This is a genomic window from Paracoccus sp. J56 (assembly GCF_019633685.1).
GTDB classification, from domain to species: Bacteria; Pseudomonadota; Alphaproteobacteria; order Rhodobacterales; family Rhodobacteraceae; genus Paracoccus; species Paracoccus kondratievae.
Map to the genome: position 1 here is coordinate 1 of NZ_JAFL01000037.1, position 21,776 is coordinate 21,776.

Below are 21,776 nucleotides of genomic sequence, written 5' to 3' on the forward strand. Positions count from 1 at the left end.
CAGCTGGCCATAATGTTCGCCGGGCGCTTCGACGCCTGAACGTATCTGAAAACCGCATGGGCCCGCTCAGATACACAGAGTTCCTGACACTCCCCCTGCCAGCCTTTCAGCTGAAAGATCCGCTGGACGGTGTTTTTGTTGAAGCCCAGAAGCCACGCGACGGTCCGGTAGCCGAAGGACGGCTGTTCCTCGATCAGCTTCTTGATCGGCTCGGCAAACCTCGGGTTCACACGGGGCGCGGCTTTGGTCGGGCGATAGTAAACCGACCGCCGCGCCACGCCGAACCACGTGCAAAGCTGAGAGATGGACACCTGCAGACCGTCCTCTTTAAGGCCTTGATAAAGCTTCAGGATCATCATCCGTCCTGTTGCTCCAGCAAGGCCTGCAACTTTTTTCGCGCACGCAGTTCAAGCATGGCCTCGCCATAGGCCTCCTGCAGATCCTTCAGCTGCTTCTCGTATTGCTCGCGGATCTCGAGCGGGTTCGCGCGCAGCGAGTTCTCCATCCCGCGCTTTGCGTCATCGACCCAGTTTTCGATCTCAGATGGGCTGAGGTCGAAAGAACGGCTGGCCTCCGCCACCGTCGTTTTGCGCTTTCGATGATCTCGACCACCAGTGCGGTTTTGCGCATCAAAGTCCAGCGCTTGATGCTGTCGTCCATCGTCATACTCATCGCTATTCGTCTCCACTATAGCATGAGCAGAAAAATCGTGGGTCGTTACATCTGCCGCGTCTCGAAGAGGTGATCGAGCCCGAGAGCCTGACCTGTGCTTGTGGCGGCTGTTTGCACTGCATGGGGAAGATGTGTTGGAGCGGCTGGACATCGTGCCTGCCCAGTTCCGCGTCACCGTTACCAGAACATGGGCATCCGAAGTATGCTCAACCTTGGCCATAGCCGGTCTGCTATTGTGCGGCAGGGCGGAATGATTGCCTTGGACATTTCGAAACAGTTTGCAATTCGCGTCCCCGCAACCAAATTACATAAATAAATCAAACGCTTGCCTGATGGTATCCTGATACCACAGGCCATTTTGCGTTTTGCGTCAACACCACGTCAACAAATCACGAGTCCCCCTGCGCGGAGCCCTGATCGGGCGAAACCATCCGGCCAGCAGCGCTGCGGTGGGACCGGAATTCATTATTTTTCAATTCCGGCCACAGCAAAGCTTGTACTTTCGGCCTGAGCCGCAGGAGCAGAGATCGTTCCGTCCGGGGCGGGGAGTGGCCTTGTGCGGCATGCCGGGCAGATTGGCAGCAACTGTTCCCACCAGTTCTGGACGCGACTGGTGCAGGATCGTCGCCACACAGTTCGGGATCAAGTCGGGCGCTTCAAGGTCGATCTCGTCGATCTCTTCATCGCTGAACTTGCTTTTGCCGGTGTAGATGTCCTGCAACGCCATCAGGAAGATCATCGTGGTCCGGGTTTCTTCATCGGCCTGATCGAGAAGCTTCTCCCATGCATCCGGTCGCAGGCCCATCGCGCGGGTGAACCCATCCACCCAAGGCTCCCAGAGCGTCTCGTCACTGTTCGGGTCTACTTCATAAATCGGCTCAATCCAGAGCGACCGCGTCATGGCTTCCGCAACGGAATTGTAATGCGTCATGACGGCGCCGATCGTTTCTTCTGCCGCTTTCTGGTCGGCAAAATGGGCCTCGCCGGTTTCGCCCCACACTTCAGGCAGCCATTCCGAGGGTGCGATCATCTCGGGGCAAGCCAGAACACCGGTCACATAGCCGTCGAGCTCGCTGAGTGTCATCGGCAAGTTGTCGGCAGGCAGGGCATGCAGAAGTTCGCTCAAGCGATCCAACCGTTTTTCTTCCTTATCCATGCCCCGTTCCTTTTGTCGCCTGCCGGCCTGATACCCAAATTGCGCCAAAGATTGAAACCCTTGGGGCAAATGCTGAAGCTGAGGTGCTTGAACCCCTCATGCCAGCCACTCATCCAGCTTGGACCAGCGCTGCCGCCCTGAGACGTTCTTTACCGCGATCGCCACGGCCTTCTTCTGCCCGACCAGCACCACGAGCTTTTTGCCGCGGGTGACCCCGGTGTAGATCAGGTTGCGCTGCAGCATGGCGTAGTGCTGGGTCATGACCGGGATGACCACGGCCGGATACTCGGACCCCTGGCTCTTGTGGATCGTCGCCGCATAGGCGGGGACCAGCGTGTCGAGTTCGCCAAAGAGGAAGGTCACCGTCCGGCCGTCGAAATCCACGGCAACTTCCCCATCGTCGAGATCGACATCCTCGATCATGCCGATGTCGCCGTTGTAGACGTCCTTGTCGTAGTCGTTCTCGATTTGCATCACCTTGTCGCCCGGTGCGAAGACCCAGCCGAAGCGCTCGACTTTCTTGTCGCCAGCGGGGTTCAGCGCAGCCTGCAATTCGACGTTGAGGGATCGCGCGCCAACGCCGCCACGGTTCATCGGGCAGAGGACCTGGATGTCCTTGATCGGATCAAAGCCGAACCGCTGCGGGATGCGCTTGGCGACCAGCTCGACGATTCGCGGCACCGCCTGCTCCGGATCCGCCGCCGGCACGAAATAGAAATCCGCCTCGCCATCGGACTTGCCAAGATCGGGCAAGTGCCCCGCATTGATGGCATGTGCCATGGTGATGATCTTGCTCTGGGCTGCCTGCCGGAACACCTCGGTCAGTCGTACCACAGGCACGGCGCCAGAGCCGATGATGTCGGCCAGCACCTGGCCGGGGCCCACAGAGGGCAGCTGATCAATGTCGCCGACGATCAGCAGCGTCGCGTTGCTAGGCACCGCCTTCAGGAGCGACTGCATCAGCAGCACATCGACCATCGAGCTCTCGTCGACGACCAGCAGATCGCAATCGAGCGGGTTCTCGTCATTGCGTTTGAAGCCGAAGGCTTTCGGGTCGAATTCGAGCAGCCGATGGATGGTCTTGGCTTCCATGCCGGTGGCTTCGGTCATGCGTTTGGCCGCGCGGCCCGTGGGCGCGCAGAGCAACAGCTTCACAGCCTTCGCAGCCAAAATGCGCAGGATCGAGTTCACGATCGTCGTCTTGCCCACCCCGGGGCCACCGGTGATCACCATCAGCTTCGAGCGCAGCGCCAGCCGGATCGCCTCGGCCTGGCTGGCAGCAAGAGTGAAGCCTGTCTTCTGCTCGATCCAGGGCAGGGCCTTGTCCGCATCGATCTCGGGCCAGGGCAGGGCGCCCGCGCGGATGCGCCTGACATGCTCGGCGATCCCGCGCTCGGCCAAATACAGCCCGGTCAGGAAGGTGCAGTCCGCGTCCCGGACGCGATCGGCGGTCACGGTCTCTTCGGCCAGTTCCTCTTGCAGCGCGCTGTCGATCAGGGGGGCAGGGACCTCGAGCAGCTTGCCCGCGAGGCCGATCAGCTCGGCGCGCGGCAACCCGAAATGCCCTTCGATGCCATAACCTTCTTTCAGCATTTGGCCGATCATTGGACGATTGCCCCCTTTCCCGGGTTCGAAATGCAATCGGCAGTCAGCAGCTCGCGGCCGAGGGGTGCCAAAGCCTCCGATGATCCGGGCTCCGTTGCCCTGTCGGGAAATTCATCACGGACATCGCAAGTCTTGCTGCGAGTATGTGCCTGCATCGCACATCTCCTGTCAGAAACGGGTTCAACCAGTCTCCGTAATCAGGGAGGAAGTCCCTGGGCGCACGCAGCACACGCCTTGCTGACAAGATTGCGATGCCGCCGGGTGGATCAAGGGGCAGGGGGCAAAACCAGGCCATGAGCCTTACCCGTGATCGCTCCGTGCGACGGATTCCCGTTTCGAGCGGACATCCCGCGGCGGCCGACCACATCTGGTTGCCGGTCAGCCCGCCCTGCACCACGGAATAGCCATGGGGATCAGGGTCTCGCGGATGATCGCGTGCTTGCGGTCGGCCAGCCCGACGGTGCCCGCGCCCGCCGCCGCCAGGCCGATCTGTTCGGCGGTCGAGCATTGGAAGAGCGAGAACATCATGTTGCTGACCGTGTTCGAGCCGGCGACGAAGGCGCCCATGGCCCTGATCAGCGGCGCGAATATCGGCCAGGCATCGCCCACCACGGACGAGACACCCTGCGCCAGCACGATGGGCAGGCTGGCATGGCTGTCCGAGGCCGAGTTCAGGAACACCTGCACCATCGGCACGGCGAGCAGCAGCGGCCGATGCGCCCGCGATCATGGTCGTGCCCATGACCTCGTCCGGCCCGGCGCGCAGATCGGCAGGGCGGTGACGGGATAGGCGACCAACTGGCCGATTTCGCCAGCGCCACCGGCCGCGTGAAGACCGTGGCGATGGGCCGCTGGGCCAGGGACCGGCGGGTGCCGGAGGGCGCGTTCTGTCGGCAGGCGGCGCTGCCTCCTGGAGGGATCAAGCCGCCGTCGCGGACAGGAGGATGGCTCCCAGGTCACTGTGCCGACCGGCGTGTAAAATATTTACATTCCAGATATGCTCGTTGTCAAATTATTAACAAAACTCCCTTTATAAATAAATACTTAACACGAAAGCGGCGATCTGGTTAACATTGTGCTCGAGCTTTCCCGCGGCCGCCCAGGAGGGGGCATTTCGGCATGACGCTGCGGGCAAGGGGAAATGATGCGATCGCTGTGAGGGGGAGCCATGAGCATTGAATCGATTAAGAAACATCCTGTTCCGGCTGGTTTTGAGGCTGCGCTGGTCACGCCTGGGGACTATGCGCGGCTCTATGCCGAATCGATCTCGGATCCGGCTGGGTTCTGGGGGCGCGAGGGGCGGCGTCTGGACTGGATCCAGCCCTATAGCCGGGTGAAGGACACCGATTTCACCCTGGGCCAGGTCTCGATCAAATGGTTCGAGGACGGGATCCTGAACGCCTCGGTCAATTGCATCGACCGCCACCTGCCCCGGCGCGCGACCCAGACCGCGATCATCTTCGAGCCGGATGACCCGAACCAGCCCGCCCGCCACATCACCTATGCGGAACTGTCGGACAAGGTGAACCGCTTTGCCAACGTGCTCCTGTCCCAGGGGGTGATGCGCGGCGACCGGGTGGTGATCTACCTGCCGATGATCCCCGAGGCCGCCTATGCCATGCTGGCCTGCGCGCGCATCGGCGCCATCCATTCCATTGTCTTCGCCGGCTTCTCGCCCGATGCGCTGGCCAACCGCATCAACGATTCGGGCGCCAAGCTGGTGATCACCGCCGACACCGCGCCGCGCGGCGGCCGCAAGACGGCGCTGAAGTCGAATACCGACGCGGCGCTTCTGCATTGCTCGGACCGGGTGCGCTGCCTGGTGGTCAAGCATACCGGCGACCAGACCAGCTGGATCGAGGGGCGCGACGTGGACGTGTTGAAGCTGATGGAGGAGGTCAGCCCCGACTGCCCGCCGCGGCCGATGGGGGCCGAGGATCCGCTGTTCATCCTCTATACCTCGGGCTCGACCGGCAAGCCCAAGGGCGTGGTCCATACCACCGGCGGCTACCTGCTTTATGCGGCGATGACGCATCAATACGTCTTCGACTACAAGGACGGCGACGTGTTCTGGTGCACGGCCGACGTGGGCTGGGTGACCGGGCACAGCTACATCGTCTACGGCCCGCTGGCCAACGGCGCCACGACGCTGATGTTCGAGGGGGTGCCGACCTGGCCCGATGCCGGCCGCTTCTGGGCGGTGTGCGAGAAGCACCGGGTCAACCAGTTCTACACCGCGCCGACCGCGATCCGGGCGCTGATGGGGCAGGGGCCGGAATGGGTCGAGAAGCACGACCTGTCGAGCCTGCGGGTTCTGGGCACGGTGGGCGAGCCGATCAACCCCGAGGCCTGGGTCTGGTATGACAAGCATGTCGGCAAGGGGCGCTGCCCGATCGTCGACACCTGGTGGCAGACCGAGACCGGCGGCCACATGATCACCTCGCTGCCGGGCGCGATCGAGACCAAGCCGGGCTCGGCGACGCTGCCCTTCTTCGGGGTCAAGCCGGTGGTGCTGGATCCGCAGAGCGGGGTGGCGCTGGACGGCGACGGGGTCGAGGGGGTGCTGTGCATCGCCGACAGCTGGCCGGGTCAGATGCGCACGGTCTGGGGCGACCACCAGCGGTTCATGGAGACCTATTTCCAGCAATATCCGGGCTATTACTTCACCGGCGACGGCTGCCGGCGCGACGAGGACGGCTATTACTGGATCACCGGGCGGGTGGATGACGTGATCAACGTCTCGGGGCACCGGATGGGCACGGCCGAGGTGGAATCGGCGCTGGTTGCGCATGAGAAGGTGGCCGAGGCGGCGGTGGTGGGCTATCCGCATCCGCTGAAGGGTCAGGGCATCTATGCCTATGTGACGCTGATGAACGGGGTCGAGCCCAGCGACGGGTTGCGCGCCGAGCTGGAGAAATGGGTGCGCACCGAGATCGGGCCGATCGCCAAGCCGGACCTGATCCAATGGGCGCCGGGCCTGCCGAAGACGCGTTCGGGCAAGATCATGCGCCGCATCCTGCGCAAGATCGCCGAGGACGATTTCGCCGCCCTCGGAGACATCTCAACCCTCGCTGACCCAAGCGTCGTCGACGAACTCATCGAAAACAGGATGAACCGCGCCTGAAGACGGGCGCGGGAAATGCCTCCCCGCCCTTCCGCCGGGCGCCGGGAGGCGCAAATCCCAAAGGCGGAGCGAGACATGTCTGAAAAGGGAGGAAACGAAGGACATGAGTGACAGACAATCGTCAAACGCATATTGGCAGGCCAATCTGAAGCTGATCTGGCTGTGCATGATCATCTGGGCCCTGGTGTCCTATGGCTTCGGGATCGTCTTGCGGCCCTTGCTGGCGGGCATTTCGGTGGGAGGAACCGATCTGGGCTTCTGGTTCGCGCAGCAAGGCTCGATCCTGGTCTTCATCGTGCTGATCTTCTTTTATGCCTGGCGCATGAACAAGATGGACGCCGAACACGGCGTGGAGGAGTGAGGAGCATCCCATGAGCCAGTTTACCCTCAACCTCCTTGTCATCGGGGCATCCTTCGCGCTTTACATCGGCATCGCGATCTGGGCCCGCGCCGGTTCCACGGCCGAGTTCTATGCCGCCAACCGCGGCGTCAGCCCGGTCATGAACGGCATGGCCACGGCGGCCGACTGGATGTCGGCGGCCTCGTTCATCTCGATGGCGGGCCTCATCGCCTTTACCGGCTATGACAACTCGACCTATCTGATGGGCTGGACCGGCGGCTATGTGCTGCTGGCGATGCTGCTGGCGCCCTATCTGCGCAAGTTCGGCAAGTTCACGGTGCCGGAATTCATCGGCGACCGCTTCTATTCCGGCACGGCGCGGATCATCGGCGTGATCTGCCTGCTGATCATCTCGATCACCTATGTGATCGGCCAGATGACCGGCGTCGGCGTGACTTTCTCGCGCTATCTGGAGGTCTCCAGCTCGACCGGGCTGTGGATCGGCGCGGCGCTGGTCTTCGTCTATGCCGTTCTGGGCGGGATGAAGGGCATCACCTATACCCAGGTGGCGCAGTATATCGTGCTGATCATCGCCTATACCATCCCGGCGGTGTTCATCGCCCTGCAGCTGACCGGCCATGTGCTGCCGCAGACGGGACTGTTCGGCACGCATGACGCCTCGGGCGCCAAGTTCCTGGCCAAGCTGGACCAGGTGGTGACCGACCTGGGCTTCCGCTCCTATACCGGGCACCATAACTCGACGCTGGACATGGTACTGTTCACCATGGCGCTGATGATCGGTACCGCGGGCCTGCCGCATGTCATCATCCGCTTCTTCACCGTGCCGAAAGTGGCCGATGCGCGCAAATCGGCGGGCTGGGCGCTGGTCTTCATCGCGCTGCTCTATACCGTCGCGCCCGCGGTGGGCTCGATGTCGCGCTTCAACCTGACCGCGACCATGTGGCCGGGCGCCGAGACGGGCGAGACCTTCAGCCAGCCGGCCGTGTCGCTGGAGGACATCCAGAACCGCGAGGACTTGAACTGGATGCGCAACTGGCAGCTGACCGGCCTGCTGAACTGGGAGGACAAGAACGGCGACGGCCTGATCCAGTACTATAACGAGGCCGGGGCGGCGAACGAGCCGCTGGCCACGGTGATCGCCGAGCAGGGCCTGCAGGGCAACGAGCTGACCACGGTGAACAACGACATCATGGTCCTGGCCAACCCGGAAATCGCCAACCTGCCGGGCTGGGTCATCGCCATCGTCGCCGCCGGCGGCCTGGCGGCGGCGCTGTCCACCGCGGCGGGCCTGTTGCTGGCGATCTCGGGCGCGGTCAGCCACGACCTGATCAAGGGCGCGATCAATCCCGGCATCAGCGAGAAGGGCGAGCTGTTCGCGGCCCGCGTCTCGATGGCGGTGTCGATCCTGGTCGCCACGATCCTGGGCCTGAACCCGCCGGGCTTTGCCGCGCAGACGGTGGCGCTGGCCTTCGGCCTGGCGGCCAGCTCGATCTTCCCGGTGCTGATGATGGGCATCTTCTCGACGCGCATGAACAAGGAAGGCGCGATGGCGGGGATGCTGGCCGGGGTCATCTCGACGCTGGTCTATATCTTCACCTACAAGGGCTGGTTCTTCATCTCGGGGACCAACATGCTGCCCGATACCGCGGATGCCTGGCTGTTCGGCATCTCGCCGGCCTCGTTCGGCACCATCGGCGCGGTGATCAACTTCGCGGTGGCCTATCTGGTGTCCGCCGCCACCAAGGAGCCGCCCGCCGAGGTGCGCGACCTGGTCGAGTCGATCCGCGTTCCGCGCGGCGCCGGCGCGGCGCAGGCGCATTGACGAACAGTCGCGCCCCCTCGCGGGGCGCGGCCTTTCCGCCGTTCGGCAGGGCAGGGACCATGAACGACATCGCCGCATTCATCGCCACGGTTCATCCCTATGACAGCCTGCCGCAGGACGAGCTGGCGCGGGCCGCGGCGGCCTTCAAGCGCAGGGACTATCCGGCCGGCGGCGTGATCTATCGCCGCGGCGACCGGCTGGCGGGGCTTTACCTGATCGAAAGCGGCCGGGTCCGGGTCTCGGATGCCGCGGGGGATTCCGTTTCCGAGCTGATGGCGCGCAACTCCTTTGGCGAAAGGGGGCTGCTGCGCGACGGCGTGGCAGTCACCACTGCGACGGCCATCGAGGATTCGACCGTGCTGATGCTGCCCCGCGCCGAATTGATGCGGCTGATCGGCAGCCATCGTGCGGTTGCACGCTTCTTCGACCGCAGCGGCCTGCCCGGCAGTCGCGAAAGCGATCTGGCGCTGCTGAAGGTCGGCGACCTGATCGGGCGGCGGGCGCCGCTGACCTGCACGCCCGAGACCCCCGCCATCGAGGCCGCCCGCGCCATGCGCGATGCTCGCGTCAGCAGCATCGGCGTGCTGGACGGGGAGCGGCTGGTCGGGCTGGTCACGATCCGCGACATCTCGAACCGCATCGTCGCCGAGGGGCGCGACGTGAACGTTCCCGTCGCGCAGGTGATGACGCCCGATCCGATCACGCTTTCGCCGGCGGAGCTGGGCTATGACGTGCTCAACATCATGCTGGAGCGCCGCATCGGCCATCTGCCGGTGGTCGAGAAGGGCCGCTTCGTCGGCATGGTCAGCCAGACCGACCTGACGCGGGTGCAGGCGATCTCGGCCTCGGCGCTGATCCGCGACATCGCGCAATCGGGGGATGTCGCCGAGATGGCGGCGGCCACCGCACGCATTCCCGCATTGCTGGTGCAGCTGGTCAACGGTCATCACCGGCACGAAACCATCACCCGCATGATCACCGACATCGCCGATGCCGTGACCCGGCGCCTGCTGGTCATGGCCGAGGCGCGGCTGGGGCCGCCGCCCGGCCCCTGGCTGTGGGCGGCCTGCGGCAGCCAGGGGCGGCAGGAACAGACCGGCCTGTCGGACCAGGACAATTGCCTGATCCTGGGTGACGATTGCGACCCGGAGGATCCCTGGTTCGCGGATCTGGCGCGCTTCGTTTGCGATGGGCTGAATGCCTGCGGCTATGTCTATTGCCCCGGCGAGATGATGGCCGTCACCCCGCGCTGGCGCCAGCCGCGCCGGGTCTGGCGCGGCTATTTCCGCGACTGGATCGCCCATCCCAGCCCCGAGGCGCAGATGCTGGCCTCGGTCATGTTCGATCTGCGCGCCATCGGTGGCGATGCCGCGCTGCTGGAGGGGCTGCAGGCCGAAACCCTGGGGATGGCGGCGAAGAACTCGATCTTCGTGGCGCATATGATCTCGAACGCGATGAAGCACCGCCCGCCTTTGGGGCTGATCGGCGGCTTTGCCACCGCGCGCACGGGCGAGCATCGCAACCAGATCGACATGAAGCTCAGCGGCGTCGTGCCGGTGGCGGACCTGGCGCGCATCTATGCGCTGCAGGGCCAGCTGGCGCCCGTCAACACCAGGGCCCGGCTGGTCGAGGCGCAGGCGGCGGGCATCATCTCGGGCAGCGGCGCACGCGACCTGATCGCGGCCTATGACCTGATCCAGACCACGCGGCTGGAAAACCAGGCCGCGCAGATCCGCGCGGGCGAACGGCCGGGCAACCATCTGTCCCCCGCCGCGCTGCCCGATTTCCAGCGCAGCCATCTGCGCGACGCCTTCGTGGTGGTGCGGGGGATGCAATCGGCGCTAGGCCACGGCAAGGGAATGTTGGGATGAGGGGCATATGACCGGGATCGGGGTCGAATTGCTGGGCGTGATCGCGGTCGGCGTGGGCGCGGCGGCGCTGCTTTATGCCGGGATGCACCTGCTGCGCAAGCTGGGGCTGGCGCCGGCGCGCTGGCTGCTGCCGGCGGGCATCGGCCTGGCGATGGTCGGCTATGCGGTCTGGAATGACTACGCCTGGTATGACCGGGCGGTCGCCCGGTTGCCCGCGGGTGCGCAGATCCTGCTGGTGGGTCGCGACAGCCAGCCCTGGGCGCCCTGGACCTATCTGGCGCCGGTGGTGATCCGCTTTGCCGCCCTCGATCCCGCCGGCATCTCGGAGACCGCCGAGGGCACGCGCCGGGCCGGAATCACGCTGGTCGAGCGGCGCGGCCCGACGCTGGTCGTGCCGCAGGAATTCGATTGCGCCAAGGGGCTGGTCCGGCCGGCGCGCGGCGCATGGTCGCCGCCGGGCCCCTCGGACCCGGCCTATTCCGTCGTCTGCGGAGGAGGGGGATGATGGCCAGCATCTTGGTGGTCGAGGATGAGGACAATATCGCCACCGCCCTGGATTTCCTGCTGTCGCGCGACGGCCACAAGCACCGCCGCATGGCCACGGGCGCCGGCGCGGTCGACGAGATCCGCGCCAGCCATCCCGATCTGGTGCTGCTGGACGTGATGCTGCCCGATGTCTCGGGCTACCAGATCGTGCAGGACGTGCGGGCCGATCCGGCGCTGAACGACGTGCGGGTGCTGTTGATGACCGCGCGCGGCTCGGTGGTGGAGCGCCGCAAGGGGCTGGCGCTGGGGGCGGACGGTTTCATCGCCAAGCCCTTCGAGCTGTCCGAGCTGCGGGCGGAACTGGCGCGGCTCCTGGGCGGGCGATGCTGACGCGGCTTTCGCTCCGGCTGCGGGTGCTGCTGATCTTTGCGGGGCTTGCGGCAGCGATCCTTGCGGCCTTGGCCGTGGCGCTCTGGGTGGCGGGGGCGGGCCTTGCGGGCCGGGGCGTCCCGGTCCAGGCGATGCTGGACGCCCTGGTCCAGGCGGCGCTGATCGCGGGCTTCGGCGCGCTGGGGATGGTGGTCTGGATCTGGTTCCTGTTCGACCGCAACGTGGCCCGCCCGATCGAGCTGCTGGCCGGGGGCTTGCGCACCGGTCAGGCGCCCGAGATCGAGGAGGCCCGCTATCTGGCCGATCTGGGCCCCGCCGCCCGCGATGCCGCCGAGGCGCGGGCGCGTTCGGCCGAGGCGCTGGCCGATGCCATCGCCGAACATGCCGCCGACCTGCAGCGCGAAAAGGCGACGCTGGAATCCATTCTCGCCGATATCGGCGCCGGCGCGGTGATGACCGATCCGGCCGGCCGGGTGATGTTCTACAACGCCTCGGCCGCGCATCTTCTGCCCGGCATCGCGCTGGACCGCCCCATCGAGCGCCACCTGCCCGGTGGCGCGCTGGAGGCCGGTGCGGCGCGGTTGGCGGCGGGGGCGGCGGCGACCGACCTGATCTGCCTGAGCTCGGCCGGGCAGCGGCTCTGGGGGCGCATGCGGCGCATCGATGGCGGCACGCTGCTGATCCTGAACGACCGCCCGCCGCAGCGCCCCGCGCCGCGCGACCTGCTGGAGACTCTGCGCCGCCATGCCGCGACCCTGGTGCCGATGCTGGGTGCGCTGGAGGGTCCGATCCCGCCCGCGCTGGCCCAGGCGATCCGGGCCGAGGGGCAGGGGCTTGCCAATGCCCTGCGCGCATTGACCGAGGCGATGAGCGGCGATGCCCCGCGCGGAGGGGCGGGGCTGAACGAGCTGGCCGCCGGGCTGGATCCGGCGCCCGACCTGCCGCCGCGGCTGATGCTGATGGCCGATGCGGCCGGGGTGAACGGGCTGCTGCGCCATCTGGACCGACGCCTGCGCGAACAGGGCGCGACCCCCCGCCTTGCCGCTGAGGTTGAGGCCGAGGCCGAGGCGTCCGAGGCGCGGCTCTTGCTGCTCTGGACCGGGGCGCCGCTGCCCATGGACCGGCTGGAATCCTGGCTGGCCGAGCCGCCCGACCCGGCGCAGCCCGAACTGACCGGGCACGAGATCCTGGCGGCCCATGCCACCGGCATCTGGACCGAGGCGCGGGACGGCCAGGCGCGGCTGGTCCTGCCGCTGCCCATCGCCTCGCACCGGCCGGACCGCGCCGGGCTGACCTATGACTTCGCCCTGGCGCGACGCGGCGCGGCCTCGTCGCGGCTGGCCGACCTGACCTGCGTGGTCTTCGACACCGAGACGACCGGCCTTGATCCCGCGACCGACCGCATCGTGCAGATCGCCGGGCTGCGCATCGCCCGCGGCCGCCTGACCGGCGAGCGTTTCGACACGCTGGTCAATCCCGGCCGGCCGATCCCGCCCGCCTCGACCGCCGTGCATGGCATCACCGATGCGATGGTGGCCGATGCTCCCGACATGGTCACGGCGCTGACCGCCTTTCGCCATTTCACCGAGGACGCGGTGCTGGTCGCCCATAACGCGCCCTTCGACATGGGCTTCCTGCGCCGCGCCGCGCCCGAGACCGGGGCGCATTTCGACAATCAGGTGCTGGATACGATCCTGCTTTCGGCGATGCTCTGGGGCCAGTCGGCGCCGCATTCGCTGGATGCGCTGACCGAGCGGCTGGGCATCGTCATCCCGCCCGAGGAACGTCACACCGCCATGGGCGACACCCGCGCCACGGCCGAGGCCTATCTGCGGCTGATCGCGGCGCTGGAGGCGAAGGGGCTGGAGCGGTTCGAGGACATAATGGCCGAGGCCCGCCGCCACCGCCGCCTGATCGATGACGCGAACAGGCCTGCGGGTGACGCCGCATCCGGCTCCGGCCCGTCCGCAGGCTGACCGCGCGGCCCCTGCGCGGCCATGGGGAATGCATTCCCGCCGGCCGGATCGGCGGAACGGACAGGCCGCGCCGGCCCGCTCCGCTGCGGCCCGTTCCGCTGCGGCGCGGCCGGGTCAGGCAAGCTCTCGCCGCTCTCCGAGCAGACCCTTGACGATGGTCGAGGCGGGAATGCCGGGGAGGTTGGGGCTCTTCGGTATCGCCCACCGACAGCAGGGGGCGGATGCGGCCTTCCTTGCAGGCGCCCATGGCCAGGGCCGGGGTGAGGAAGCCCGGCTGATTTCGGACGAGACGGGGCGAGGTGACGCGGAATCAAGATGAAGTCGCGTCCTTCCAGGTCTTTCGGCCGCTTCGGCCGGCTGCCGGGCCCGTCCCGGTCGCAGGGGAAAGCCACGGCCATGCCGGAGGAATAGACGGGGATTCCCATCAGTTCCCCATCGCCCTTCGGACGCAAGGGCGACAAGCCCGCATCCAGCCGTCCTGCGCGCAAAAGCAGAAGCTGCGCTTCGGGCAACAGGCGGCTGAAACGGCATTGCCAAGTTGGGTGATTGTGGGCGCAAAGGGGGGCGAAGCGTGAGCGCTTATGCGTTCATCTCGAGCGCATAGTCGTTCCACAGGCTGAAGGCGTCAGCCCGTGCGTGGCGGTATGAAGATGCGGTGAGACGATAGCGGCGGGGACGGAAGAGGGTGTTGATCTGGTCATGGGCGGCGAGGAATCTCTGCGCCTGTCGTTGAAGCGTCCCATGATCTTCTCTCGCCGTCGCGTTGGTCTGTGTGAGCCCTCGACCAGGTTGTTCAGCCCCTTGTGTGCCCTGTGGTCGGCGTCGGGAGCCAGGTTCCGGATTGGCTTGAAGTAGCTGCGCAGCTTGTCGGTGATCATCACACGCGGCTGGCCGAATTGCGCGATGAGCCTTGCCAGAAAGCGCCTCGCGGCTCTGGCGTTCCGGCGGGTTTGCACGAGGATGTCGAGCGTGTGGCCATTGGCGTCAACCGCCCGCCAGAGCCAGTGTTTCCTGCCGCGTATCGGGATGACGACCTCGTCCAGATGCCACTTGTCCGACGGCCCCGGCCTATCGCGCCGGATGCAGGTGGCAAACTGCGCGCCAAAGCGGTTAACCCAAAGCCTGATGCTCTCGCGGCTGACGATCACGCCGCGCTCTGCCAGAAGGTCCTCGACGTCAGCCCCGCTCAGGGCGAAGCGGTGATATGCCCAGACGGCGTAGGCAATGATCTCACGGGGAAAGCGAAACCCCTTCAGGCGCGGCATGGATGATGGCGTTTTCATCCGAGATCCTGTAGCAGGCGCTTCACGACACAACAACTTGGCAATGCCCCTCGAACATCTTTTCCCTCCGATGAGCATTGCGCAGATGCGTAGCAGGTGAGGAAAAGAAGATCTAGGTCAGGGGCTTATCCGGAGGCATCCGCGTAGGTTCTGTGGACAGTTACCTGATCCAGAGGTACCCTTGCACTGGCGAACTTTCCTATAAGCGGTTCAAGCCTGATCGGTCGCTCTTGGCACGATCCGGGTGCGTCTCGCGATCTGCCATCCGCCCGATGTCGGGCCTCTCCAGCCTCATGTCGCGGCCTTGAGGTTCAGCCGTTCCTCGAGCTTTGCGGCCGTCTCCTTGCGCTCGCTGTAGCGGTCGGTCAGGAAGGCCGACAGGTCGCGGGTCAGCAGGGTGAACTTCACCAGTTCCTCCATCACGTCGACGATGCGGTCGTAATAGCTCGACGCCCGCATGCGGCCGGCCTCGTCGAACTCCTGATACGCCTTGGCGACCGAGGACTGGTTGGGGATCGTCAGCATCCGCATCCAGCGGCCCAGCACCCGCATCTGGTTCACCGCGTTGAAACTTTGCGAGCCGCCCGAGACCTGCATCAGCGCCAGGGTGCGGCCCTGTGTCGGACGGATCGCCCCCATCGACAGCGGGATCCAGTCGATCTGCGATTTCATCACCCCGGTCATCGCGCCGTGGCGTTCCGGGCTGGTCCAGACCTGGCCCTCGGACCACAGGCACAGCTCGCGCAGCTCCTGCACCTTGGGGTGGTCGGGCCCGGCATCCTCGGGCAGCGGCAGGCCGTTGGCGTGGAACACCCGCGTCTCGCAGCCGAAATGCCGCAGCAGGCGCTCGGCCTCCAGCGTGGCGAAGCGGCTGTAGGAGCGTTCGCGCAGCGAGCCGTAGAGCAGCAGGATGCGCGGCGGATGCGTCGCGCGGGGAATGTCCGGGATCGCGGGCGCGCGCAGGCAGTCGGGCGACAGGTTCGGCAGGTCGGGGATCATGCGCGGGCCTCTTGCGGGGTTGCTGCGGGGAACCAGCGGCGGCCCAGCCACAGGGCGGCGTTGACCAGAAGGATCAGCACCGGCACCTCGACCAGCGGGCCGATGACGGCGGCGAAGGCCACAGGCGAGGCGAGGCCGTAGGCGGCGATGGCGACGGCGATGGCCAGCTCGAAGTTGTTGCCGGCGGCGGTGAAGGCGATGGCGGTGCTGCGGGGATAGTCACGCGCGATCAGTCGCCCAATGGCGAAGCTGACGACGAACTGGATGGCGAAATACAGCACCAGCGGCACGGCGATCCTGACGGTGTCGAGCGGCAGGCGCACGACATCGCCACCCTTCAGGCTGAACATCGCCACGATGGTGAAGAGCAGCGCGGCCAGCGTGATCGGGCCGATCCTCGGCAGGAACAGGTTTTGATACCATTCCTCTCCCCTGCGCCGGATCAGCACATACCGGGTCAGGAAACCGGCGGCGAAGGGGATGCCCAGATAGATCAGCACCGCCTCCGTCACCGTCCGGAAGCCCACCTCGATCACGCTGCCCTCCAGCCCGAACAAGGGCGGCAGCACGGTCAGGAACAGCCAGGCATAGGTCGAGAAGAACAGGATCTGGAAGATCGAGTTGAAGGCCACCAGCCCGGCGACATATTGCCCGTCGCCGCGCGCCAGCTGGTTCCAGACCAGCACCATGGCGATGCAGCGCGCCAGGCCGATCAGGATCAGCCCGGTCATGTATTCGGGATGATCGCGCAGGAAGATCACCGCTAAGGCGAACATCAGCACCGGCCCGATCAGCCAGTTCTGCACCAGCGACAGCACCAGCACGCGCTTGTCGGCAAAGACCCGGGGCAGGTCCTCGTAGCGGACCTTCGCCAGCGGCGGATACATCATCAGGATCAGCCCGATGGCGATGGGAATGTTGGTCGAGCCCACCGCCATGGCGTGCAGCGCATCCGGCAGGCCGGTGAAGACCGTGCCCAGCAGGATGCCGAGCGCCATGGCCGCGAAGATCCAGAGCGTCAGGTAGCGGTCGAGAAAGGAAAGCCGGCGGGCCGGGCTGTCGGGGGTCATCACCTGCTCCTTTCAGGCCGGGCGGATACGGTTGCCCTGGGCATCCACGACTTGCTCGCCGTCCTCCTTGCTGAAGGCGGCGCGCTGCGGCGGCAGCAGGTCCAGCACCTGCTCCGAGGGCCGGCAAAGCCGCACCCCCCTGGGGCTGACCACGATGGGGCGGTTGATCAGCACCGGATGTGCCAGCATCGCCTCGATCAGCGCGGCGTCGGGTAGTGCCGGGTCGTCCAGCCCAAGCTCGGCATAAGGCGTGCCCTTCTGGCGCAGCAGTTCACGCGGCGCGATGCCCATGCGGGCGATAAGCTGCTCCAACATCGCGCGCGAGGGTGGCGTCTTGAGGTATTCCACCACATGCGGCTCGATCCCGGCATTGCGGATCAGCGCCAGCACATTGCGCGAGGTGCCGCAATCCGGGTTGTGATAGATCACGACGTCCATGCTGTCTCCTGCCTCGCTTGTGCCTTCGGAGCATCCGATCTCGTGCAGCCTGGAGACGAGGCTGGCGCGGTCCAGAGTGCCGATCGGCAGGGCGGCAAAGGCTTGGATGCGCGCCTTCATGTAGCGCAGCGTCTCGACGAAGGCCATGTCGCGCTGCAATTCGCTGCCGGTCGCGGCTGCCGGGTCTGGAAGGCCCCAATGCGCTGTCATCGGCTGGCCCGGCCAATAGGGACAGGCCTCGCCCGCCGCGTCGTCGCAAACGGTGAAGACGAAATCCATCACCGGCGCGTCGGGCCCGGCAAATTCGTCCCAGCTTTTCGAGCGCAGCCCTTCGGTCGGGTAATGGTAGTTCTGCAGGATTTTCAAAGTCCGTGGATGCACCTCTCCCTTCGGCTGGCTGCCGGCCGAGAAGGCGCCGAACCGCTCGCCGCCCTCCTTGCGCAGCACGCTTTCGGCGATGATCGAGCGGGCGGAGTTGCCGGTGCAGAGAAACAGCACGTTGAAGACACGAGGCGAGGCGTCAGCCATGCAGGGCATCCTTGCCGGATTCACAGGAGCAGGACAGCGCGGCCGCGACCGGCGCGCAGATGTCCGGGTGGCCGTCGCAGCAATCGCGCATCAGGAATGCGATCAGCCCGGCCAGCGTTGGGAAGACGGCGCTGTAGATGATGAAGCGCCCCTCGCGCCGGGACCGGATCAGCCCGGCATGTTCGAGGTGGGTCAGGTGAAACGACAGCCGCGAGGTGCTGGCGCCCCCCAGGGTCTCGCCGATGGCCCCGGCCGCCATGCCCTCCGGCCCGGCCTTGACCAGCAGCCGGACGATGCGCAGTCGGGTTTCCTGCGACAGCGCCGCAAAGCCGGCAAGGGCGCGTTGCTCTTCCATCGAATCAACCTCTCAAGATATGTTGAGACAATGAAGGTGAGACCTGATGCTGTCAAGCCAGCAGGTGCGTCTCGACGACGGCTGTTCGGGGAATCCGCGGAAGGTCAACCTTGAAGCGGACGCAGTTCAGCATCTGTAAAGTCTCGTTTCCCATATCCTGGACGCGCGGAGGAAATAGCTGACGTGACATCATCGTATCTCGAGGGCGCGGGCCCCGACGGTCGGTAACGACGCTGGCGGCGCTTAAGGAGCCACGAGATCGGAGCGACATTCTTTCCAGCCATATGACCAGCTTGCACGATAGTTTCGATCCGGAGGGCGCAATTCCACCCCCTCGACCCCATGTCTTGTTCATCCGAGCGGGATCTCCGGGCGGTGCCATGGAGGACCCCATTGTGGGCACCGACCCAAAGAACGACGCTCTGGACCCGAGGGACACACGTCAGGCCCAGCAGGGCGAGCCGCCGGAAGCCCCGCAGCAGGGCGACAACGATCCGAAAGACGACCCCATGCGGAAGCCTGCTGACCACAGATGACGGCCGGCTGCCATTCGAAAGGCGAAGCGGGCGGAAACCTGCGGACCTCCGATCTTCCGGTAAATTGCCGCACCAAGGCGTGGTCGAAATCTGCGCTGGTATGCGGCATTCAAAAGCTGGCAGGTGAAGCGGCGGATCCAGGTCCGCCGTTTTCGCTCGTCCAGATAGCGAGGTTTCCATGACCAAATGTGTTGCCCTGACCGACGCGCTCACCGGAGCTACCGAAATCTTTGCTCAGCCGCCGTGGCATCTTGAGGGGATCCGCCATTTCCAGAATGGGGATCTGGTGAAGCTCGTCCATGACGACGGAACAACCCGGCTCATGCCGATCAGATCCTGCACGTCCGGGCTGTTCGAGCGGTTCCGGGACTGGTGACGCGACACGCGCCAGCCATGCTGACGGTCAAGCCGGCCGATACCGATGCAAAACGGGTATCCGGTCTTCGTCCTTCGGGGCAACCAGCAATCGCCTGACACGAGGCGCCAGGCAGCAACCGATGGAAGGCAGGAAGGTGGCAATCGAAAGCCCGGATCAATACGAAGCCGCTATAGAGCACCTGCTGCAAATGCTCTTTCTGGCCACCGAGCGGCCCGGCCTGCTCATGACGACGGATTTGCGGGAACACCTCGCTCTCGCCGCCCAGAAGCGCGACAGGCACGGAGATTTCGGCGCGGCGCGATTGCTGATCGAATGGGCCGACCGGATCGACGCGGCAGCGGAAAGAACCGATCCCGCGCCTGAATAGGAATCGCAAAAGCCGACCGACGCAAAACTCGTCGTAACGGCCATCGAATGCGCTGACCTCATCCTGCCGTTGCAGAACCGCCTCGTTGTCACCGAGATTTCTTTCTCGGGCTTTCCGGAGGTTGGTCGATAGGCGAATGTCTCCTATGGCCTGCAGCCCCCTGACACCCCATATCAGCCATGCCTGTTCGAATTTTTTCGTCCGGCAACAGGGAGACCCAGACCGTGGATTCCGCAGACATCGCCAGCACCCCCGAGAAACGACCCGAGCCGCAGCATGATGCAGGAGCGCGCCGGCGTCGGAAAAGGGACGGGAACGAGCGCGGCATGCTGATTCGTGCCGCGAGCGGCATGGACGATCCGACGACCGATCAGGCGTGATCGATGGGTCGGCAGGCCCAAGAGGAGCGACCGCATAAAGGGAGGGGGCGAAAATGGTCTCATTGGTCGAGAACAGCGACAGAGATATCAGGGAACGGCTGAGCGATATCGAGCTCCGCTTGAGCGAGCTGGAACTGCAGGGCCTCCAGGGCGGGGTCTATTCCAACCCCGGCGGCAAGGAGCAGAGCCTGAGGGATGTCCTGGCCTGGCTGGAGCGGATGACCCCGGTGGTGCGCCGGCTCTACTGGGCGATCAAGGAGGCGGCTCCCCAATTCGATGGGCCGGACAGAAAGGCGCTCGACCAGGCCGTGGGCGCGCTCGATGCATGGCAATCCGCCCATTCGCGGCTGCATGAGACGATAGCGGAAACGAACGCCCGGGAACTGGACGGCAAGGAACAGGGCGAAAGCTGAGGTTTGGAGTCTGCGGTAAAAACGGCCTTTTTCGGAATTTTCCGCCGATGCGGGTCGCAAATTCTTTCCTTGCCGAACAACGGGTAATGGGCCGGGATCGCATGATTCCCGGAATTTCCTCGTAAACTCAGCCGGCATGACCTATATAGGAGCTGCATCTCTTGTTTTCGGACCCTGTTCCTTGCGGCTCAGCTTCGATCTTCAGCTTTGCCGGGCCGCTGCGCTATGTGAGCGGCATTTTTGAAAGGAACAGCACGATGGCCAATGGCACCGTGAAATGGTTCAACTCCAATAAAGGCTTCGGCTTCATTGCCCCGGAAGCGGGCTCGAAGGATGTCTTCATCCATATTTCCGCGCTCGAGCGCGCCGGTATCCATCATCTGAACGATGGCCAGGCGATCGCCTATGATATCGAGCGTGACCGCAATGGCCGGGAATCGGCAACGAATCTCGTTCTCTCCTGAGAGCAGCGCCGAAGGGTAATACAGGCGGGGTCGGCTTCATGCCGTCTCCGCTTTTCCTTGAGGAGGGTGGGCATGCGTTGCCCGCCATTCCGACCGTTCCGACAGAAAAGTTTCATTATGGAAATTCACTGGGGTACGCCCCTTTCATTCGTCATTTCGTCTGCAGGCGAAGTGCAGAAGTTCAGCACGATCGAGCAGGCGAGATACTGGCTCCGCAGGAGGTGGCCGGTTTCCAATACGGCCCAGCACCATGCGCTGGAGCAGCTGGATGCCGCCCTGCACTGCCTTGTATCGGTGGGATCGGCGCGACGGGCTTTCATCGCTGCTGCAAAAGCTGCCGGTTTCGTGCCCGAAACCTCGATCGCACAATCCGCACGTCCCTTGTCCGCTTGCATGGCGACGATCTGAGACCGGGGTTGGTCCTGCTATGGCGGTGCCTGTGCGGGAATGGAAATGCTCCGCAGAGTGACCAGCCGAAAGCCAGCTGGTCGATCCTGAACAGGCTGTGGGGCCTCGGCCAAGAGCTATCGCAAGAAAGATAAGCTACCGGGACTTTCGAGTGCCTCGGATATTCCGATGCCCTTGGCGTACAAGCCAACCCTGCGCTTAGGTCATGTTGACAAATGGCGGAGCCAGAGGCGGATCGACGTGATGTCGATGAAGCCCAGGAAGCTTTCGGCGGTCTTGTCGTAGCGGGTGGCGACGCGACGGGCATTCTTGAGCTTGTTGAAGCACCGCTCAACGAGATTGCGCAGGCGGTAGAGCCTGCGGTCAACGGCGACCCGTAGCTTCCGGGTTTTGCGCATGGGGATGACCGGCACCACGTCGCGCACCTCCATGGTCTTGCGGATGTTGTCGGAGTCGTAGCCGCGGTCTGCGAGCAGAACGCTTGGCTCGGGCAGGTTGTCAGCCATGACCAGATCGAAGCCGAGGTAGTCCGATGTCTGCCCGGCCGTGATCTCGGTTCTCATGGGCAGGCCTGCCGCATTGACCCGCAGATGGATCTTGGTCGTGAAGCCACCTCGCGAGCGGCCGAAACCTTGGCGCGGAGTCCCCCTTTTGCGCCCGCTGCCTGATGATGAGCGCGAACCACGGTGCTGT

21 protein-coding genes and 3 pseudogenes are annotated in these 21,776 nt (G+C 65.1%); 13 read left to right on the forward strand and 11 right to left on the reverse strand.

The features are described 5' to 3' along the window. On the reverse strand, window positions 1-359 hold a 359-nt coding region (locus tag M511_RS17280; protein WP_221397289.1), incomplete at its 3' end, for a hypothetical protein. Then, window positions 356-688 carry a transposase gene (locus tag M511_RS17285; protein ID WP_240547692.1) on the reverse strand — a complete coding sequence of 111 codons (333 nt, stop codon included), beginning with the start codon at window positions 686-688 and terminating at the stop codon, window positions 356-358. The genes M511_RS17280 and M511_RS17285, both read right to left, overlap by 4 nt. A gap of 17 nt (window positions 689-705) precedes the next feature. On the opposite strand from M511_RS17285, the pseudogene M511_RS17290 reads away from it, so the two are divergent. Next, window positions 706-857: pseudogene (locus M511_RS17290) on the forward strand (IS66 family transposase zinc-finger binding domain-containing protein); the annotation flags it as partial. 287 nt (window positions 858-1,144) lie between these two features. Here the strand turns inward: M511_RS17290 and M511_RS17295 are convergent. The 3 genes from M511_RS17295 to M511_RS17305 form a co-directional block, all read right to left on the reverse strand. Further along, entirely contained in the window at window positions 1,145-1,828 is a 684-nt protein-coding gene (locus M511_RS17295; protein WP_085502977.1) for a UPF0149 family protein, read from the reverse strand. Between the two features lie 96 nt (window positions 1,829-1,924). After that, the gene (gene recD2, locus M511_RS17300) at window positions 1,925-3,433 is read right to left on the reverse strand and encodes an SF1B family DNA helicase RecD2 (RefSeq protein WP_240547693.1); all 1,509 of its coding nucleotides are present in this window, start codon (window positions 3,431-3,433) and stop codon (window positions 1,925-1,927) included. A gap of 378 nt (window positions 3,434-3,811) precedes the next feature. Continuing rightward, complete coding sequence (locus M511_RS17305; protein WP_010400159.1) at window positions 3,812-4,123, reverse strand: L-lactate permease; 312 nt, start codon at window positions 4,121-4,123, stop codon at window positions 3,812-3,814. 478 nt (window positions 4,124-4,601) lie between these two features. Between M511_RS17305 and acs the strand changes: the two genes are divergently transcribed. From acs to M511_RS17340, 7 genes are all read left to right on the forward strand, one after another. Then, window positions 4,602-6,557 (forward strand): acetate--CoA ligase, encoded by a 1,956-nt coding sequence (acs, locus tag M511_RS17310; RefSeq protein ID WP_010400160.1) that lies wholly within the window; start codon window positions 4,602-4,604, stop codon window positions 6,555-6,557. 103 nt (window positions 6,558-6,660) lie between these two features. Further along, window positions 6,661-6,918, forward strand: coding sequence for a DUF4212 domain-containing protein (locus tag M511_RS17315; protein WP_010400161.1), 258 nt, complete (start codon window positions 6,661-6,663; stop codon window positions 6,916-6,918). 10 nt (window positions 6,919-6,928) lie between these two features. Then, the gene (locus tag M511_RS17320; protein WP_010400162.1) at window positions 6,929-8,740 is read left to right on the forward strand and encodes a sodium:solute symporter family protein; all 1,812 of its coding nucleotides are present in this window, start codon (window positions 6,929-6,931) and stop codon (window positions 8,738-8,740) included. 59 nt (window positions 8,741-8,799) lie between these two features. Then, complete coding sequence (locus M511_RS17325) at window positions 8,800-10,611, forward strand: DUF294 nucleotidyltransferase-like domain-containing protein (protein WP_010400163.1); 1,812 nt, start codon at window positions 8,800-8,802, stop codon at window positions 10,609-10,611. A 7-nt stretch (window positions 10,612-10,618) separates the two neighbouring features. Further along, a complete protein-coding gene (locus M511_RS17330) occupies window positions 10,619-11,116 on the forward strand; it encodes a hypothetical protein (protein WP_010400164.1) in 498 nt (165 codons plus the stop codon). Further along, a complete protein-coding gene (locus M511_RS17335) occupies window positions 11,116-11,487 on the forward strand; it encodes a response regulator transcription factor (protein WP_010400165.1) in 372 nt (123 codons plus the stop codon). Before M511_RS17330 ends, M511_RS17335 begins: the two co-directional genes overlap by 1 nt. Next, window positions 11,481-13,463, forward strand: coding sequence for a 3'-5' exonuclease (locus tag M511_RS17340; RefSeq protein WP_085502979.1), 1,983 nt, complete (start codon window positions 11,481-11,483; stop codon window positions 13,461-13,463). The genes M511_RS17335 and M511_RS17340 overlap by 7 nt, the downstream gene beginning before the upstream one ends. Window positions 13,464-14,042: 579 nt before the next feature. Here M511_RS17340 and M511_RS17345 read toward each other — a convergent pair. From M511_RS17345 to M511_RS17370, 5 genes and pseudogenes are all read right to left on the reverse strand, one after another. Beyond that, window positions 14,043-14,746 (reverse strand): annotated as a pseudogene (locus M511_RS17345) (IS6-like element ISPpa9 family transposase). Window positions 14,747-15,037: 291 nt separating this feature from the next. Continuing rightward, a complete protein-coding gene (gene arsH / locus M511_RS17350; protein WP_010400457.1) occupies window positions 15,038-15,745 on the reverse strand; it encodes an arsenical resistance protein ArsH in 708 nt (235 codons plus the stop codon). Next, a complete protein-coding gene (arsB, locus tag M511_RS17355; RefSeq protein ID WP_085502981.1) occupies window positions 15,742-16,815 on the reverse strand; it encodes an ACR3 family arsenite efflux transporter in 1,074 nt (357 codons plus the stop codon). Before arsB ends, arsH begins: the two co-directional genes overlap by 4 nt. 12 nt (window positions 16,816-16,827) lie before the next feature. Continuing rightward, window positions 16,828-17,781 carry an arsenate reductase (glutaredoxin) gene (gene arsC, locus M511_RS19710; RefSeq protein WP_085502983.1) on the reverse strand — a complete coding sequence of 318 codons (954 nt, stop codon included), beginning with the start codon at window positions 17,779-17,781 and terminating at the stop codon, window positions 16,828-16,830. Then, on the reverse strand, window positions 17,774-18,136 hold the full coding sequence (locus M511_RS17370) for an ArsR/SmtB family transcription factor (protein WP_085502985.1): 363 nt from the start codon (window positions 18,134-18,136) through the stop codon (window positions 17,774-17,776). The genes arsC and M511_RS17370 overlap by 8 nt, the downstream gene beginning before the upstream one ends. Window positions 18,137-18,850: 714 nt before the next feature. On the opposite strand from M511_RS17370, the gene M511_RS17375 reads away from it, so the two are divergent. From M511_RS17375 to M511_RS17395, 5 genes are all read left to right on the forward strand, one after another. Continuing rightward, on the forward strand, window positions 18,851-19,048 hold the full coding sequence (locus M511_RS17375; protein WP_085502989.1) for a hypothetical protein: 198 nt from the start codon (window positions 18,851-18,853) through the stop codon (window positions 19,046-19,048). A gap of 121 nt (window positions 19,049-19,169) precedes the next feature. After that, entirely contained in the window at window positions 19,170-19,418 is a 249-nt protein-coding gene (locus M511_RS17380; protein WP_017998452.1) for a hypothetical protein, read from the forward strand. Window positions 19,419-19,851: 433 nt separating this feature from the next. Further along, window positions 19,852-20,211 (forward strand): hypothetical protein, encoded by a 360-nt coding sequence (locus M511_RS17385; protein ID WP_085502991.1) that lies wholly within the window; start codon window positions 19,852-19,854, stop codon window positions 20,209-20,211. Window positions 20,212-20,468: 257 nt separating this feature from the next. Then, window positions 20,469-20,675 carry a cold-shock protein gene (locus tag M511_RS17390; RefSeq protein WP_028713990.1) on the forward strand — a complete coding sequence of 69 codons (207 nt, stop codon included), beginning with the start codon at window positions 20,469-20,471 and terminating at the stop codon, window positions 20,673-20,675. A gap of 117 nt (window positions 20,676-20,792) precedes the next feature. Next, window positions 20,793-21,083, forward strand: a complete 291-nt coding sequence (locus M511_RS17395; RefSeq protein ID WP_010400435.1) for a DUF982 domain-containing protein — start codon at window positions 20,793-20,795, stop codon at window positions 21,081-21,083. Window positions 21,084-21,286: 203 nt separating this feature from the next. Here M511_RS17395 and M511_RS17400 read toward each other — a convergent pair. Beyond that, window positions 21,287-21,776 (reverse strand): annotated as a pseudogene (locus tag M511_RS17400) (IS5-like element ISPme2 family transposase); the annotation flags it as partial.

Excerpts from the sequence above, each read along its gene's own strand:
- M511_RS17295 (WP_085502977.1), bottom strand. The coding sequence starts at position 1,828 with ATGGATAAGGAAGAAAAACGGTTGGATCGCTTGAGCGAACTTCTGCAT.
- recD2 (WP_240547693.1), bottom strand. The coding sequence starts at position 3,433 with ATGATCGGCCAAATGCTGAAAGAAGGTTATGGCATCGAAGGGCATTTC.
- M511_RS17305 (WP_010400159.1), bottom strand. The coding sequence starts at position 4,123 with ATGGTGCAGGTGTTCCTGAACTCGGCCTCGGACAGCCATGCCAGCCTG.
- acs (WP_010400160.1), top strand. The coding sequence starts at position 4,602 with ATGAGCATTGAATCGATTAAGAAACATCCTGTTCCGGCTGGTTTTGAG.
- M511_RS17315 (WP_010400161.1), top strand. The coding sequence starts at position 6,661 with ATGAGTGACAGACAATCGTCAAACGCATATTGGCAGGCCAATCTGAAG.
- M511_RS17320 (WP_010400162.1), top strand. The coding sequence starts at position 6,929 with ATGAGCCAGTTTACCCTCAACCTCCTTGTCATCGGGGCATCCTTCGCG.
- M511_RS17325 (WP_010400163.1), top strand. The coding sequence starts at position 8,800 with ATGAACGACATCGCCGCATTCATCGCCACGGTTCATCCCTATGACAGC.
- M511_RS17330 (WP_010400164.1), top strand. The coding sequence starts at position 10,619 with ATGACCGGGATCGGGGTCGAATTGCTGGGCGTGATCGCGGTCGGCGTG.
- M511_RS17335 (WP_010400165.1), top strand. The coding sequence starts at position 11,116 with ATGGCCAGCATCTTGGTGGTCGAGGATGAGGACAATATCGCCACCGCC.
- M511_RS17340 (WP_085502979.1), top strand. The coding sequence starts at position 11,481 with ATGCTGACGCGGCTTTCGCTCCGGCTGCGGGTGCTGCTGATCTTTGCG.
- arsH (WP_010400457.1), bottom strand. The coding sequence starts at position 15,745 with ATGATCCCCGACCTGCCGAACCTGTCGCCCGACTGCCTGCGCGCGCCC.
- arsB (WP_085502981.1), bottom strand. The coding sequence starts at position 16,815 with ATGACCCCCGACAGCCCGGCCCGCCGGCTTTCCTTTCTCGACCGCTAC.
- arsC (WP_085502983.1), bottom strand. The coding sequence starts at position 17,781 with ATGGCTGACGCCTCGCCTCGTGTCTTCAACGTGCTGTTTCTCTGCACC.
- M511_RS17370 (WP_085502985.1), bottom strand. The coding sequence starts at position 18,136 with ATGGAAGAGCAACGCGCCCTTGCCGGCTTTGCGGCGCTGTCGCAGGAA.
- M511_RS17375 (WP_085502989.1), top strand. The coding sequence starts at position 18,851 with ATGACCAAATGTGTTGCCCTGACCGACGCGCTCACCGGAGCTACCGAA.
- M511_RS17380 (WP_017998452.1), top strand. The coding sequence starts at position 19,170 with ATGGAAGGCAGGAAGGTGGCAATCGAAAGCCCGGATCAATACGAAGCC.
- M511_RS17385 (WP_085502991.1), top strand. The coding sequence starts at position 19,852 with ATGGTCTCATTGGTCGAGAACAGCGACAGAGATATCAGGGAACGGCTG.
- M511_RS17390 (WP_028713990.1), top strand. The coding sequence starts at position 20,469 with ATGGCCAATGGCACCGTGAAATGGTTCAACTCCAATAAAGGCTTCGGC.
- M511_RS17395 (WP_010400435.1), top strand. The coding sequence starts at position 20,793 with ATGGAAATTCACTGGGGTACGCCCCTTTCATTCGTCATTTCGTCTGCA.